Source organism: Amycolatopsis sp. NPDC043889 (genome assembly GCF_056435645.1).
Genome location: NZ_JBWKEC010000012.1, coordinates 24,321 through 38,996 on the forward strand (window position 1 = coordinate 24,321; position 14,676 = coordinate 38,996).

14 protein-coding genes are annotated in these 14,676 nt (G+C 70.0%); 7 read left to right on the forward strand and 7 right to left on the reverse strand.

Going from position 1 to position 14,676, the window contains the following annotated elements:
* Positions 1-13 precede the first annotated feature (13 nt).
* The 4 genes from AC0685_RS22375 (at position 14) to AC0685_RS22390 (ending at position 3,599) form a co-directional block, all read left to right on the forward strand.
* Positions 14-304, forward strand: coding sequence for a hypothetical protein (locus tag AC0685_RS22375; RefSeq protein WP_340683961.1), 291 nt, complete (start codon positions 14-16; stop codon positions 302-304).
* Positions 304-1,836 carry an alpha/beta hydrolase gene (locus AC0685_RS22380; protein ID WP_478227310.1) on the forward strand — a complete coding sequence of 511 codons (1,533 nt, stop codon included), beginning with the start codon at positions 304-306 and terminating at the stop codon, positions 1,834-1,836. The genes AC0685_RS22375 and AC0685_RS22380 overlap by 1 nt, the downstream gene beginning before the upstream one ends.
* A gap of 65 nt (positions 1,837-1,901) precedes the next feature.
* A complete protein-coding gene (locus AC0685_RS22385; RefSeq protein WP_478227311.1) occupies positions 1,902-2,450 on the forward strand; it encodes a hypothetical protein in 549 nt (182 codons plus the stop codon).
* A 177-nt stretch (positions 2,451-2,627) separates the two neighbouring features.
* The gene (locus tag AC0685_RS22390) at positions 2,628-3,599 is read left to right on the forward strand and encodes an EamA family transporter (protein ID WP_478227312.1); all 972 of its coding nucleotides are present in this window, start codon (positions 2,628-2,630) and stop codon (positions 3,597-3,599) included.
* Here the strand turns inward: AC0685_RS22390 and AC0685_RS22395 are convergent.
* On the reverse strand, positions 3,576-4,166 hold the full coding sequence (locus AC0685_RS22395) for a DUF305 domain-containing protein (RefSeq protein ID WP_219153465.1): 591 nt from the start codon (positions 4,164-4,166) through the stop codon (positions 3,576-3,578). The genes AC0685_RS22390 and AC0685_RS22395 overlap by 24 nt on opposite strands.
* Positions 4,167-4,318: 152 nt before the next feature.
* Between AC0685_RS22395 and AC0685_RS22400 the strand changes: the two genes are divergently transcribed.
* Positions 4,319-5,728 (forward strand): amino acid permease, encoded by a 1,410-nt coding sequence (locus tag AC0685_RS22400; RefSeq protein ID WP_478227313.1) that lies wholly within the window; start codon positions 4,319-4,321, stop codon positions 5,726-5,728.
* On the opposite strand, the gene AC0685_RS22405 is transcribed toward AC0685_RS22400, so the two are convergent.
* The 6 genes from AC0685_RS22405 to thyX all read right to left on the reverse strand — a co-directional run bounded on the left by AC0685_RS22405 (position 5,658) and on the right by thyX (position 13,068).
* Entirely contained in the window at positions 5,658-7,205 is a 1,548-nt protein-coding gene (locus AC0685_RS22405) for a VWA domain-containing protein (RefSeq protein ID WP_478227314.1), read from the reverse strand. The genes AC0685_RS22400 and AC0685_RS22405 overlap by 71 nt on opposite strands.
* A 317-nt stretch (positions 7,206-7,522) precedes the next feature.
* Entirely contained in the window at positions 7,523-9,220 is a 1,698-nt protein-coding gene (locus tag AC0685_RS22410) for a ribonuclease J (protein ID WP_185927423.1), read from the reverse strand.
* Positions 9,217-10,230 carry a 4-hydroxy-tetrahydrodipicolinate synthase gene (gene dapA, locus AC0685_RS22415; RefSeq protein WP_478227315.1) on the reverse strand — a complete coding sequence of 338 codons (1,014 nt, stop codon included), beginning with the start codon at positions 10,228-10,230 and terminating at the stop codon, positions 9,217-9,219. Before dapA ends, AC0685_RS22410 begins: the two co-directional genes overlap by 4 nt.
* 111 nt (positions 10,231-10,341) lie before the next feature.
* Positions 10,342-11,841, reverse strand: a complete 1,500-nt coding sequence (locus AC0685_RS22420) for a serine/threonine-protein kinase (RefSeq protein WP_478227316.1) — start codon at positions 11,839-11,841, stop codon at positions 10,342-10,344.
* An 82-nt stretch (positions 11,842-11,923) separates the two neighbouring features.
* Entirely contained in the window at positions 11,924-12,316 is a 393-nt protein-coding gene (locus AC0685_RS22425; protein WP_478227317.1) for an ACT domain-containing protein, read from the reverse strand.
* Positions 12,316-13,068: an FAD-dependent thymidylate synthase gene (gene thyX, locus AC0685_RS22430; protein WP_478227318.1), complete on the reverse strand. Its 753-nt coding sequence runs from the start codon at positions 13,066-13,068 to the stop codon at positions 12,316-12,318. Before thyX ends, AC0685_RS22425 begins: the two co-directional genes overlap by 1 nt.
* 133 nt (positions 13,069-13,201) lie before the next feature.
* On the opposite strand from thyX, the gene AC0685_RS22435 reads away from it, so the two are divergent.
* Both AC0685_RS22435 and AC0685_RS22440 read left to right on the forward strand, forming a co-directional pair.
* Positions 13,202-13,726, forward strand: a complete 525-nt coding sequence (locus tag AC0685_RS22435) for a toxin-antitoxin system HicB family antitoxin (RefSeq protein ID WP_478227319.1) — start codon at positions 13,202-13,204, stop codon at positions 13,724-13,726.
* Positions 13,727-13,736: 10 nt separating this feature from the next.
* Positions 13,737-14,645 carry a DUF4097 family beta strand repeat-containing protein gene (locus tag AC0685_RS22440; protein WP_478227320.1) on the forward strand — a complete coding sequence of 303 codons (909 nt, stop codon included), beginning with the start codon at positions 13,737-13,739 and terminating at the stop codon, positions 14,643-14,645.
* Positions 14,646-14,676: the final 31 nt, after the last annotated feature.

Consider the following 14,676-nt stretch of genomic DNA (forward strand, 5'->3'; position numbering starts at 1 on the left):
GGGAGGAAGCGGGATGACCGGCGGGTACGAGGTGGCCTTGGAGGCGATCGGCGCGGCGTCAAGCGCGGCGAAACGGGCTTCGGACGACGTCGGGAAGGTGAACCTCGCGGCCACGCTCGCCGAAGTCGCGGCGGGTTTGCCGGGTGGCGTATCCGGTGAAGCGGCCCGCCTGCTCGCGGACGCCTGGGGCCGGGCGGTGCCAGGCTGGGCCGAGAACACCGCGGACTACTCCGCACGGCTCGACGCGGCGGCCGTCCGCTACCGCTCGAACGAGCTGGCGGCATCACGGGAACTCCCCGTCTGATGCTCACCTGGGGAGACGTGCGCCGGTGGGATCCGGCCGCGATCGGCCGCGTCGCCGACGCGCTCAACGACGGCTGCGCCAAGATCATCGCCGCGAACGACGACGTCGAAGCCATGGCCCGCTTCACGGGCTGGACCGGTGACGCGGCCACCGCCGCCGCGACGCGGGGTGCGTCGCTGACCTCCACTCTGGAGCGGCTCGTCGCCGAGGCGTCCGCGGTCCGGCGAGGCGCTCACGAGGTGCAGATCGCGCTGGACCGGATCGTCGCGTTCGTGCGGGAGACCGACGAACTGGCCCACCGGAACGGCCTGGCCATCGGCGCCGGAGGCGAGATCTCCGTCGGCGTTCCGCGGCCTGACCAGGCTCGCGTCAGGGCGGAGCTGGCCGACAGGGTCGAACAGGGCCTGCGCCGGGCGGCCGACGTCGACGCTGATTTCGCCGACATTCTGCGACGGGCCCTTCGTGGCGAAATCACCGAACAGGGTGGCAGCACGCTCGCCCAGGCGGCGGCCGCCGGAGCCGCGCAGAGCGGCCTGTCGATCATCGGCCCACCGGAGAACGGCACCCCCGGCGACAACAAGGCTTGGTGGGCGAGCCTGTCGGACACGGCGAAAGTCGCTTTGCTGCGAGGAAACCCGGGACTCGTCGGCAATCTCGACGGTATCCCGGCGGCCGACCGCGACGCCGCCAACCGCGCCGTCCTCGCCAGTGAGATCGCGCGGCTCCAGGGCGACCCCGAACTCAAGGGCCTGGAAGCCATCCAACAGCGGCTGGACCGGTCGGAGCCGCAGGCGTTCCTGCTGGGACTGGACACCAGCGGCGACGGGAAGGCGATCGTTTCCGCGGGGAATCCCGACACCGCGGCGAACGTGGCGACCTACGTGCCGGGGACGGGCTCGGAACTGGCGAAGATCGGCGGGGACCTCAACCGGTCCGACAAGATGTGGGCCGCGGCGACCACTTCGGGCTCCCCCTCCACCGCCGTGATCACCTGGCTCGGCTATGACGCGCCGAACGAGATCACCGACGCCGCGAGCGACAAGTACGCCGACGGTGGCAAGGCCGCCCTCGCGCAATTCCAAGACGGGCTGCGGGAAACACACCAAGGATCGCCCTCGCACAACACGGTGCTGGGGCACAGCTACGGCACCACCGTCGTCGGGCACGCGGCCGGTGACGGTGGCCTCGCCGCGGACGAACTCGTCTTCGTCGCGAGCCCGGGCGTCGGCGCGCACGACGTGAGCGAACTGCATCTCGACGGGGTGAATCAGGACGAGATCGGCGAACACGTGCACGCGACGGTGGCCGAACACGACATGATCAACCTGGCAAATGTCGAAATCGCCGGATACGACCCGATCCTCGGCCAGGATCCGACCGACGCGGACTTCGGCGGGCAAGTGTTCACCTCGGCGCCGGGCACGGACGGGTGGGGCGGGTACAGCACGGAGGCACACAGCGAATACTGGGAAGACAACAACCCGTCGCTCCGGAACATCGGCCTGATCATCGCGGGAAAGCCCGCCTCGTGAGACTCCCGCTCCTGACCGCTCTTCTCGTGCTCTTGTCCGCTTGTTCTTCCGGAGGTGGAGACGCCATGAAACCGACCATCACCGAACACGAGGCGAAAGACAGGGTCGAGCGGTACATCGAGGGCGCGCTCTCCGCGCTGCCCGGCTCGGCGGAACGGAAACCGTTCACCCAGCACAGGTCCGAATGCACCGACCCCACCGACAACGGTCCCCAAGGCCGCTTTGAGATCTCCGCGACCTATGAGGTGACCGGCCTCGAACCGGCCCGGTTCGAGGAATACTTTGACGCGGTCGTCCGGTGGTGGTCGGCTCACGACTTCACGGTCCTGACGGATTCGCGGCCGAAGGACCGATATGTGTTCGCCAGGAACAACGCGGACGCTTTCGACATGTCCGTGCAGGCGAACGACCTCGGCAAGTTCTACGTCGGGGCGACCTCACCGTGCGTCTGGCCGAACGGCACACCCGAACCCCAGGCCCTCGAAGGCACCCGACCCGAGGAGTCGGTCGCCGCTCCCCCGGAACCGGAGCCGGTGCGCAAACCGCGTCGCGCTCCGGTCGACGACGAGGACTTCGCCCAGACGAACTGGACCGACGGCGGCACCTCCTTCTGACCGCCATGAGCGATTCCATCGGGGACCGGACGCCTGGGTAGTGAAGGCCTCCTTCACTACTCTCAGGGTAGGCAAGGAGGCCTTCACGGACAGACCTCACTCACGACCACCCCGCGCCCGGCCCACCCGCTGGGAAAACGGGTCGCCCCGCGGTCACCCGGCCTCTACCCTCCGGCCGTGACCGCCGAACTCGCCGCCGCCCCCACCCAGCACGTCGCGCGTCGCGGGCGGGGCATCACCCTGATCCTGCTCGCCGCGCTCTTCTTCGGGACCTCGGGTGTGCTGGGCAAACCGGCGATGCAGGCCGGGCTGTCCCCGGAGCAGGTCGCGGCGATCCGCATCGGACTGTCGGCGATCGTGCTGCTCGCGCTGGTCGCCCTCTTCCGGCCGAGGCTCCTCAAAGTCACGAAGAACGAGTGGCCGCTGCTGCTCGCGTACGGCTCGCTCGGTGTCGCGGGCGTCCAGCTCATGTACTTCCTGGCGGCGGGCCGGATCCCGGTCGGGATCGCGATCCTGCTCGAGTTCACCTCTCCGGTGCTGATCGCGCTGTGGGTGCGGTTCGTGCGGCGGGTGCGGTTGCCGAAGGTGATGTGGGCGGGGATCGCGCTGGCGATGACCGGGCTCATGCTGGTCGCGCAGGTCTGGGAGGGACTCAGCCTGGACGTCCTCGGGTTGCTCGCCGGGCTGGGCGCGGCCGTCTGCTCGGCGGGTTACTTCCTCCTGGGCGAACGCGGCGTCGCGGACCGCGATCCGCTCGGCATGGTCACCTGGGGGATGACGATCGGCGCGGTCCTGGTGTGCGCGGTCGCCCCGCCGTGGACGATCCCGTGGGGAGTCCTCGACACCCCGGCGACGTTCGGTCCGTGGGAGCCGCCGGTGTGGTCGTTGCTGATCGCGCTCGTGCTGATCGCGACCGTCCTCGCCTACGCGACGGGCATGGCGGCGCTGCGGCATCTCCCGGCGTCGGTGGCGAGCGTCGTCGGGCTGGTGGAGCCGCTGATCGCCGCCACCGCGGCCTGGCTGCTGCTGGGTGAGGCCCTCAGCTGGATCCAAGCCGCCGGCGCGGTGGTGCTGTTGACCGGCGCGTACATCGTCCAGCTGAATTCGAACGTGGTCCAGACGGACTCAACCCTGCTGGAAGCCCCGTAGATCGCTGATCTCCTGCTGCTGCGAACGCGAAGTCGTCGCGGCGAGATCGCGGGCGTCGGGGTTGCGGCCGTGCTGGGTTTCGGCGTCGGCGATGCGGACGCCCGCTTCGCGCTGGCGCAGCAACCGCGCGGCGAACTGGCGGTCGAAGTCCTTTCCGGACAATCCGGCCAGTGCCGCCATGTCGCCGGGGCTGATGTACCCGTCGCGCTGGATGTGTTCGAGGTTCGGGTCGTCCGGCGCGGGCTGACCCCACGCCTCGATGAGCCCGGACAGCCGCGCGATCTCCGGTTCGTGCGTGTCGATGACCCGCTTCGCGAGTGCCTTCAGCTGCTCGTTCGCCGCGCGGGTTTCCGCCAGGGAAGCCAGATCCACGCCCTGCTGGTGGTGCGCGAGGGCTTGCCGCGCGAACGCGACATCGGCGTCGTTGAACGGAACGGCTGCCTGCTGCGCCACCGGTGAAGACCCGGGAGGCGCCGTCTGCGACTGGGGTGCCTCGTCCGAGCAGCCCGCGAGCGCTACGGCGGCCAGGGCGACGGCGGGCAGGAACCGGAGGACGGCGTGCGGCATCGAAGAGCTCCTCGGAACGCGCGGTGGAGGTGCCTAGGTTGGCAGAGTCCACATCGGCCTGTTCACCGGGGGTTGCGCAAACACTTTTCCTCCCGGGTTCACGGTGCGACAATCCCGCGATCCGCCGTCACTCCGACAGGAGGTCACCGCGAATGGGCGCAGAGACCACGACCGAACGGGCGGGTCTGCGCCCGGACCTGCGGCAGCGCCACGTCCGGATGATCGCGCTCGGCGGCATCATCGGCGCGAGCCTGTTCATCGGCAGCGGCGCGGTGATCCACACCGTCGGCCCGGCGGCCGTCCTCTCCTACGCCATCGGCGGCCTGATCGTCGTGCTGGTGATGCGGATGCTGGGCGAGATGGCGACGGCCGCGCCGTCACAGGGTTCCTTCATGGAATACGCGCGGACCTCGCTCGGCGGCTGGGCGGGTTTCACCGTCGGCTGGCTGTACTGGTACTTCTGGGTCGGCGTGGTCGCGTTCGAGGCCGTCGCCGGGGCGAAGATCCTGCAGACGTGGATTCCCGTTGTGCCGCAATGGATCTTCTCGCTCGTGCTGATGCTGCTGCTGACCGCGACCAACCTCGCCTCCGCCCGCTCGTTCGGGGAGACGGAGTTCTGGCTCGCGTCGGTCAAGATCGCCACGATCGTGGTGTTCCTCGTGGTGGGCATCCTGTTCGTGCTCGGGGCGTGGCCCGGCGGCTCGTTCTCGGTCGGCAACATCGCGCAGGACGGTTTCCTGGCCAACGGCCCGTTCTCGGTGGTGCACGGAGTGGTGATCGTGATCTTCTCCTACTTCGGCGCGGAGATCGTCACCATCGCCGCCGCCGAATCGCGGGAGCCCGAAACGGCCGTGCGCAAGGCGACCTCGTCGATCGTCTGGCGGGTCATCGTGTTCTACGTCGGCTCCGTGACACTGCTGGTGATGATCACCGGCTGGCGCGACATCCCGACCACGACGAGCCCGTTCGCCGCCGCGTTCGGCCGGTTCGGCATCCCCGCCGCCGAGACGGTGGTCAGCGCGGTGGTGCTGACCGCCGTGCTGTCGGTGCTGAATTCGGGGCTGTACACCGCTTCCCGCATGCTGTTCGCGTTGCGCGGCAACGGCTGGGCGCCGAAATGGGTCGCGGACACGAACCGGCGCGGCGTGCCGTGGAAGGCGATCCTGGTGTCCACCTCGGTCGGCTACGTGGCCGTGGTGATGAACATCGTGTCCCCGGACAAGATCTTCTACTTCATCATCAACTCCGCCGGGGCGGTCGCGCTGTTCGTCTACGCGATCATCGCCGGCTCACAGCTCCGGATGCGGCGCCGCCTGGAAGCCGAAGCGCCGGAACGGCTGAAGCTGCGTATGTGGGGCTACCCGTGGCTGAGCCGGCTCACGCTCGCCGGGACGCTGGCCGTGGTCGCGTCGATGCTGTTCGTGGACGCGGACACGCGGGCTCAGCTGTACCTGAGCCTGGTCAGCCTGGCGGTGATCCTCGGCGTCTACTTCATCCAGCGCCGGCGATCCGGCCGAGAGCGCCGTAAAACACCTCTCCGATCTTCGCGGGATCACGGCTGAGGAACACCTGGCCGCCGGCGGGCGCGACGAGCTGACGGAGCTCGGTCTCGTCGGCCTCCGGCCCGATCCCGATGGCGATCAACGGCACCGGGTGGTCCCGGTCGCTCAGCTTTCCCAGCTCCGCCACCAGGTTCTCGCGGCTGATGCCACCGGGATCGGTGTTGCGGCCGTCGGTCATCACGATGACGAGGTTCAGCTTCCCCCGCTCCCATTCCTCGTGCGCGAGCCGGTAGAGGTCGAGGACGCTGTCGTAGAGCCCGGTCTGCCCGTCCGGCACGGCGCGGACGGCGCGCAACCGGTCGACGGCGGCCAACTGCTGCCGGACCGGCGCCATCGGCAGGATCTCCCGGTAGTCCCGCTCACCGTCCACTTTGGTCGCGAAGGCCAGAAAACGGACCTGTGACGTGGATCTGAACAGATGCAAAGCGTTCTCCGCCGCCTCCAGCGTGATCCGCAGGCGGGACTTGCCGGTTCCCGGGACCGGCGCGCTCATCGAGCCGGACACGTCGATCAACACCTGCACCCGGGCGCTCGCGTTCACCCCGGCCCACTGACTGAGCGCTTTGGCGACCTCCTCGGCGGCCGGGATCTCGGCGCTGCGCTGGCCTTGAGTCTCGACGCGTCGATCGGTTTCGGTGAGCCGCAACGCTTGCCCGCCAGGGGCACGCAGCTCGGACTGCGGGCCCGTCGCGCCACCGTAGAGCAGGGTGCGTTTCAGTTCCGCGACGGCTTCGCCCTGCTGCGGGGTCGCCCCCGCGACCTCGACGAACGGGTAGTCGAGCGCTGGAACGGCGGGCGAGTACACGGCCACCAGCGCAGTCTCGCCTTCGGAAAGCCCGGAGTTGTGCCGTAGCACCGCGTTCTCCGCCGCGGGGAACGCCGTCGCGCCGGACGTGGTGGCGGAAAACTTCCGCAGCAAAGCGACGTACGCGGCGGCCGGATCCGAGGCGTCCTTCGTGACCTCGCGGAGTGCCACCAGTGCGGAAACCCCGGCGGGATCGCGTACCGGATCCGGCATTCCCGCGACGATTCCGGCGTGGCCGAGTACTTCCGGCCAGGTCGGCGACTTGCGCGGCCAGCCGAGCGCCCGCGCGACCGGCTCCGCGACCGCGAGCACCACCGGCGAACTGGCGATCGACGGGCCTGAGGCGGGAACACCGTCGGCTCGCCTGAGGAAGAGCGTCGAGGACGGGATCCAGGCTTGGGGCTTGGGCGCGGTTCCGGACAGCTCTTCCGCCACTTGGACGGATTCCCGGGACTGCACGTCGAAGGCTACGCAGGCGAGATCGAGGACCCGGGCGGCTTCGGTGACCGCGGGGGCGAGGTCGGGCGACGCGGCGACGACCACCCGCACGGGCTCGCAGGCGGGTTCGGACCTCGCCATGGCCACCGCCACCCACGTGGCCGCGCCGAGCACGGCGGCCAGCAACGGGATCAGTATCCGTCTTCGGTTCCGGGTGGTGGCGTGGCGTCCCATCGACTCTCCCGGCGTGGGGCTCGAGGAGCGTCCGAGGGTACGCCGCGAGCACCCCTAGGGGAAGGCTGCGACTTTCGGCGTAGAAAAACCCCACCGAGGCGGGAGGTGCCCCGACGCGGGTCGCGGAACACTTGCCCGGTAAGGAAAGCACTCGAAATCGGGGGAATTCGTGATGAACCGGCCCACCCGTGCGGAACAGCGCAAAGCCCGCAACGCCCTGTTCGGTCAAGCGATCACGGTCGCCTTCGCCCTGCTGCTCGCTTCGCGCCTCGTGAGTGGTAAGGACGGTTAGAACCGTCCTTACCACTCACGAGCTTTTAGACGGGGATGACCGTCGGCACGATCATCGGACGGCGCCGGTAGGTGTCGGCGACCCAGCGGCCGACGACGCGGCGCACGGCCTGCGCGATGCGGTGCGTGTCGGTGATGCCCTCGGCCTCGGTCCTGGCGAGTTCCATCTCCACCATCGGGAGCACGGCGTCGAGCGCCTTCGGGTCGTCGGAGAACCCGCGTCCGGACACCGTCGGGCGGGTCACCGCGCGGCCGGTGCTGGTGTCGACGGCGACGGTGATGGCGATGAAGCCGCCTTCTCCCAGCACGAGCCGGTCGGACAAGGTCGACTCGCCGACGTCGCCGACCGAGAGGCCGTCGACGTACACGTGCCCGACCTCGACCCGTCCGGTCCGCGTGGCCTTGCCGTCGACGAGGTCGACCACGACGCCGTCCTCGGCGATGACCACGTTCTCCGGCGCGACACCGGTGCGCACGGCCAGTTCGCCGTTGGCACGCAGGTGCTTCCATTCGCCGTGCACCGGCATGACGTTGCTGGGGCGCACCGCGTTGTACAGGTACAGCAGTTCGCCCGCCGACGCGTGCCCGGACACGTGCACCTTGGCGTTGCCCTGGTGCACGACGTTCGCGCCGAGCCGCGTGAGGCCGTTGACGACGCCGAAGACCGCGGTCTCGTTGCCCGGGATCATCGAGCTGGCCAGCACGACGGTGTCGCCGGCGCGGATCGAGATCTGCCGGTGCTCGCCGCGCGCCATCCGCGACAGCGCCGACAGCGGCTCGCCCTGCGAACCGGTCGACACGAACAGCACCTTGCTCTCGGGCAGGTCGCCCGCCTGGTCGAGGTTGACCAGCAGGCCGTCGGGCACGTTCAGCAACCCGAGGTCGGCGGCGATGCCCATGTTCCGGACCATCGACCGGCCGACGAACGCGACCCGGCGGCCATGCCGGACGGCGGCGTCGAGCACCTGCTGGACGCGATGCACGTGGCTCGCGAAGCAGGCGACGATGACGCGCTGGCCGACCTTGCGGACGACGTCGTCGAGCACCGGGCCGATGTCGCGTTCCGGCATGACGAACCCGGGCACCTCGGCGTTGGTCGAGTCAACGCAGAACAGGTCCACGCCCTCGTCGCCGAGCCGGGAGAACCCGGCGAGGTCGGTCAGCCTGCCGTCGAGCGGGAGCTGGTCGAGCTTGATGTCACCGGTGTGCAGCACGACACCCGCCGGCGTGCGGATGGCCACCGCGAGCGCGTCCGGGATCGAGTGGTTGACCGCGAAGAACTCGAGGTCGAACTCGCCGACCTTGCGTCGCTCGCCCTCGCGGACCTCGATCAGGTTCGGCCGCTGCCGGTGTTCCTTGGCCTTCGCCGCGAGCAGCGCGTTCGTGAACCGGGAGCCGTAGATCTTCAGGTCCGGGACCAGCCGCAGCAGGAACGGGACGGCGCCGATGTGGTCCTCGTGCCCGTGGGTGAGGACGAGGCCGTCGATGTCCTCGAGGCGGTCTTCGATCGCGCGGAAGTCGGGCAGGATCAGGTCGACGCCGGGCTGGTCGTCTTCGGGGAAGAGCACCCCGCAGTCGACGATCAGCAGACGGCCGCCGAACTCGAAGACGGTCATGTTGCGGCCGACTTCGCCGATCCCGCCGAGCGCGACCACGCGCAAGGCGCCTTCGGGCAACGCGGGCGGCGGGGTGGTCGGTCCGGGTCCGGTTGGCAATGAACTCACCGAGGCATGGTCCCTACGCTGGTATGTGAAGTCGGCGCCGTATAGGCCGCCGCTGAATCTGCTTGTGCCACTCGTGCACCATGCCAGTCACTGGCGGCGCTTTCCCCGAGCGGCACGCCCCCCTGGGCGAGATCCGCGGAAATCGCCTGGAGCTGCTCGTCGTTCGCGGCCACGATGGGCAGCCGCGGGTCGCCGATGTCGAAGCCGCGCAGCCGCAGGGCCGCCTTCGAGAACGCGACGCCGCCGACGCGGGACATCGCCCGCAGGACCGGCAGCATGCCGCGGTGGTTGGTGCGCGCGGTGGAGGTGTCGCCGGACTCGTAGGCGTCCATCATGCCGCGGATGCGGCCCGCCACGACGTGCCCGATCACGCTGACCACACCGGCGCCGCCGACGGACACCCACGGGAGGTTGAGGCCGTCGTCACCGGAGTAGTAGGCGAGCTGGGTGTTCGCGATGACCTCGGAGCCGGCGATCAGGTCACCCTTGGCGTCCTTGACCGCGAGGATGCGGGGGTGCTCGGCCAGCCGCAGCAGCGTGTCGACCTCGATGGGGACGATCGAGCGCGGCGGGATGTCGTAGAGCATCACCGGCAGCCCGGTGGCGTCGGCGACCGTGGTGAAGTGCGCGTAGAGCCCGGCCTGGCTGGGCCGCGAGTAGTACGGCGTGACGACGAGGATGCCGTGGGCGCCCGCCGCTTCGGCCTGCTTCGCCTGCTCGATGCTGTGCGCGGTGTTGTTCGTGCCCGCCCCGGCGACGATCGTCGCGCGGTCACCGACGGCCTCGACGACGGCGCGGACCAGCTCGGCCTTCTCGGCGTCGGTCGTGGTGGGGCTCTCCCCGGTCGTGCCGTTCACGACGAGACCGTCGTTGCCCAGTTCCACGAGGTGTTCGGCCAGCTCCTGCGCCCGCTTCAGGTCCAGCGCGCCGTCGGCGTCGAAGGGGGTGGCCATCGCGGTGAGCACGCGCCCGAACGGTCTTCCCGGCGCTGCGGTAGGTGGAGTGGACATGCTGTGAAGGTACCTCCTGCGAGCGCCGAACCCCTTGCCGACGTGGTCGTTCCCGAGAATCACGGTAAATTTTCCGCGACAAAGGCGAGCTCGGCGCAAACTCTCTGTGAGCTATTTGACCTTGGTCGTGATCTGAGCGGGGATCTGGCTGCCGTCGGTCTTGGCGAGCAGGCAGAGGAAGCCGCGCGAATAGTTCCGGTCCTCCTCGTTGGGCGGCCGGTTCCATTCGGCTTCGGTCGGCACGACGGCCCGCCAGGTCAGCGAGGCCCGCTGTGCCCCGGGCACGACGTTCGAATTGAAGGTCGCCGAGCAGAGCGACTCGGCGATCCGGTTGACCGCGTCCGCGCCGGGATACACCGCGACCTGGGCGTCGTCGTCCGAAGAGGACTGGACGTCGAGCAGGCTGCCCTTGGCGAAGACCTCCAGCAGGTGGTCCTTGTCGCAGCTGATGCCGTCGTTCAGGTTGACGCCCTCTATGAGGGGAACGTTGTAGCAGTCTCCGGAGGAACCGAGTTTGACCTGCCCGTTGATGCCGTAGGTCAGGGTGGGCTGGGCCTGGTTGTTCCCCTCCGGCGCGGCCATCCACCGGCCGAGGAAGATCCCGCCGACCAGCGCGCCGATCACGGCGACCGCGGCCAGGCTCAGCCACAGCGGACGCAGGTTGCGCTTCGCCGGGGCCGGGGCGAGCCGGGTCATCGGCTGGCCGGGCTGCAGCATCGCCGTGCCGCCCGAGGGCGGCGTCGGCTGGGCCTGCACGCCCTGCGCGGCCGCGAGCAGGCTGCGCACCTGGTCGTACGACATGCGCGCCTCGGGCTTGGTGACCAGCAGGCCGAGGATCGCGGCGGCCAGCGGGCCCTGGACCCGGGTCAGGTACGGGGCCTCGGTCATGATGGCGTGCAGGGTCGCCGCGGTGGTCGACCGTTCGAACGCGACGATGCCTTCCGCGGCGAAGAACAGCGTCGTGCCCAGCGACCAGAGGTCGGATTCGGGCATCGCGTCACGGCCCTCGACCCGTTCCGGCGCCATGAACGCGGGCGAGCCGACGATCATGCCGCTGGTGGTCAGGCGCGGGTCGTCGGCGGCGTGCGCGATGCCGAAGTCCGTGAGTTTCACCCGGCCGTCCGGCGCGACCATGATGTTCGCGGGTTTGACGTCGCGGTGCACGATCCCGGCGGCGTGCGCGGCCCGCAGCGCGGACAACACCCGCTCCCCCACCAGCGCGATCTGCTGGGCGGGCAGCGGGCCGCGGTCGCGCACCAGGTCGGCCAGCGTCGGCGCCTCGACCAGTTCCATCACGATGTAGGTCGCACCGTTCTCGGTGACGACGTCGTACACGGTGACCACGGCCGGGTCGTTGAGACGACCAGCGGAGCGGACCTCGCGCAGCATCCGCTCCGACAGCACCGAGGCGTCCTCGGGAGCGTTCGGGAACTTCAGCTCCTTGATCGCCACCTGACGGCCGATCACCTGATCCTGCGCGCGCCAGACGATGCCCATCCCGCCGCGGCCGAGCTCGCCCAGCAGGGCGTATCGGCCGGCGACGATCCGCGCGCCGGCGGCCTGATGCGTCTGCTGGGGCGGCCCGTACGGACGGGTCTGTTCGTCGGTCAAGGTTCGGTGCTCCTTCGGTTCGCGCAGGATGCTAACTCGGACCCGTTCGCGCTCCGAAAGGTTCCTTCGCCCGGCTGGTGAATCAGACCGTGACCTCGTGCCCGGCTTCCCGGAGCGCCTTCACCGCGCGCTCCAGCTCCGAGGCCCGGACCAGCACGTGGTCGGTGTCGAAGGTGGACATCGAGAACAGCGCCACCCCGGCGGCGGCCAGTTCACTCGACAGCGCCGCGATGATGCCGGTCAGCGTGAAGGCAAGCGGCCCGCGGACCGACAGCAGCCGCCAGCCGTCCTCGACGGTGGCGCCGGCCGGCGCGAGACCGGCCGGGCAGATCACCGACAACTCCTCCGGCGTCCGTGTGAGAGAGACGAGCACGGGCTCGCCGGGGTCGAGCAGGTTCGCCGGAACCGGCGCGTCCGGGGCGAGGCGGGCGACCGCGTACTCGCCGGGCCGGACGTCGATCGCGAGGCGTCGCATCAGCCCTCGAGAACCTTCGGGCTGGACGCGACCTCGGTGCCGTCGGGCAGCGCGGAGATGGTGAAGTCCGCGAACACGTTGCTCGAAGCCTTCTGCAGCTCACGCAGGCATTCGATGGCCAGGGCGCGGATCTCGACGTCGGCGTGCTCGGTGGCCCGCATCGCGATGAAGTGCCGCCAGGCGCGGTAGTTGCCGGTGACCACGATGCGGGTCTCGGTCGCGTTCGGCAGCACGGCGCGGGCGGCCTGGCGGGCCTGCTTGCGGCGCAGCGTCGCGCTCGGGACGTCGGCGAACTTCTCCTCCAGCCCGGCGAGCAGCTCGGTGTAGGCGTCGACGGCGGCCTGCGAGGCGGCGAGGAACTTCGCGTGCAGCTCCGGGTCATGCGCGATGACGTCGGGCTCGACGAACGCGGCGTCGCGCTCCGGCACGTAACGCTGCGAAAGCTGCGAGTAGGAGAAGTGCCGGTGGCGGATCAGCTCGTGCGTCAGCGAGCGCGAGATCCCGGTGATGTAGAAGCTGACGGATCCGTGCTCCAGCACCGAAAGGTGGCCGACGTCGATGATGTGCTCGAGGTAGCCGGCGTTGGTGGCCGTCTTCGGGTTCGGCTTCTTCCAGGACTGGTAGCAGGCCCGGCCCGCGAATTCGGCCAGCGCCTCACCACCGTCGGCATCGGTCGACCACGGTACGTCCGACGGCGGGAAGAACTCCGTCTTCGCGATCAGTTGAACCTTGGGTGACACGGTCTCGGCCACGTTCGCACTCCTTTACGACCCCTGCTCCACGACTCCGGGCAGCGTAACCGCAACCCTCTTTGACGCCGGGGCGACATCACGGTGACGTCATGCCCTCCTTGACTGACATCAGAAATGACGTCATAGTGGTGTCATGGATCTGACGCCGTACATAACAAGCCTTCGCGAGGACCTCGCGAACACGGCTTCGGCCGGCGACGAGCAGACGCGGCGCGCTGCCGCGCTGCTGTCGTCGGCGCTGGAGCCCGCCGCCCGCCTGACCATCATGAACGCCCTCGCCGACCTGGCCGCCGAAGTGACCTCCGCGCTGCCGGGGCACGTCGTCGACGTCCGGCTCGACGGCCGCGACGTGCGCGTCGTCGTCACCGGCTCGGCCGAGAGCACCGAGCAGTCCCCGCCCCGACAGGAGGCACCGCGGGAGGCCCCGCGTGCGCCCAAGGTGGACACGGGCGACATCACCCGCATCACGCTGCGCCTGTTCGAGCAGGTCAAGGGCCAGGCCGAGGCGGCGGCCGCCGCTCAGGGTGTCTCGCTGAACACGTTCGTCTCGCAAGCCGTTCAGGGAGCGCTGGGCAAGAGCGGAAGCGAGCACTGGCACTACAAGCAGAAGCCGGGCGGCGGTGCCGGTTCGCACCTGCACGGCTGGGTCCAGGGCTGAGGGGACGGAAATGACCGAGGAAAGCATTCCCGCCGGTGAAGAGACCGTGCGCGTCGAGGACTTCGAGGCCGAGGGCCCGATCGAGATCGACGTGAGCGTGGCCATCGGCCGGGTGACCATCGAACTGACCGGCGAGAACGGCGTCCACGCCGAGGTCCGCCGGGACGGCGGCGAACAGCAGCCGTGGGTGGACGGGATGACGAGCCTGCTCAGCTGGGTCGGGGAACGCTTCGGCGACCAGCTCGGCGGTTCGCCGGCCGGGTCGGCGGGCGACGCCGTGGCGCAGACTCGGATCGAGAAGGTCGGCAACCGGCTGGTCGTCCAGGCGCCGAAGGCCTGGCAGCTGAAGAACGTCCCGCTCGCCATGACCGTCCGGGCGCCCGCCGGTTCGCACCTGGAGGTGCGGGCCGGGGCGGCCGACGTCACGGTCACCGGCTCCGCCGGGCGGGCCGACCTCATGACCGGCGCCGGCAAGATCGGCCTCGAACGGGCCGACGGTTCGGCGATCGTCCGCACCGGCACCGGCGACATCAAACTCGGGCCGACCCTCTCGGGTCTCCAGCTGCGCACCGGTAGCGGCTCCGTCGAGGCCGCCTCGGTGAGCGGTTCGGCCACGCTCGCGACCGGCACGGGTGACGTCTGGCTCGGCGAGGTCGCGGGCGAGGTCCTGGCGCGCACCGGCAGCGGCTCCCTCTCGGTGGCGGACGCCGCCTCCGGGACGCTGGAGCTGACCACCGGATCGGGTGAGGTCCGCGTCGGGATCCGCGGCGGCGTTCAGGCCGAGATCGACCTTTCGTCGACGACCGGTTCGGTGTCGAGCGAACTGGAAGTCGCGGAGACCGCGCCTTCGGAGGTCTCGCTGAAGGTGCGGGCGCGCACCGGCACCGGCGACGCGGTGGTGACCAGCGCGGCCAGCTGAGCCGCGGGCCGCAGGGGGATCGAGGGACCTT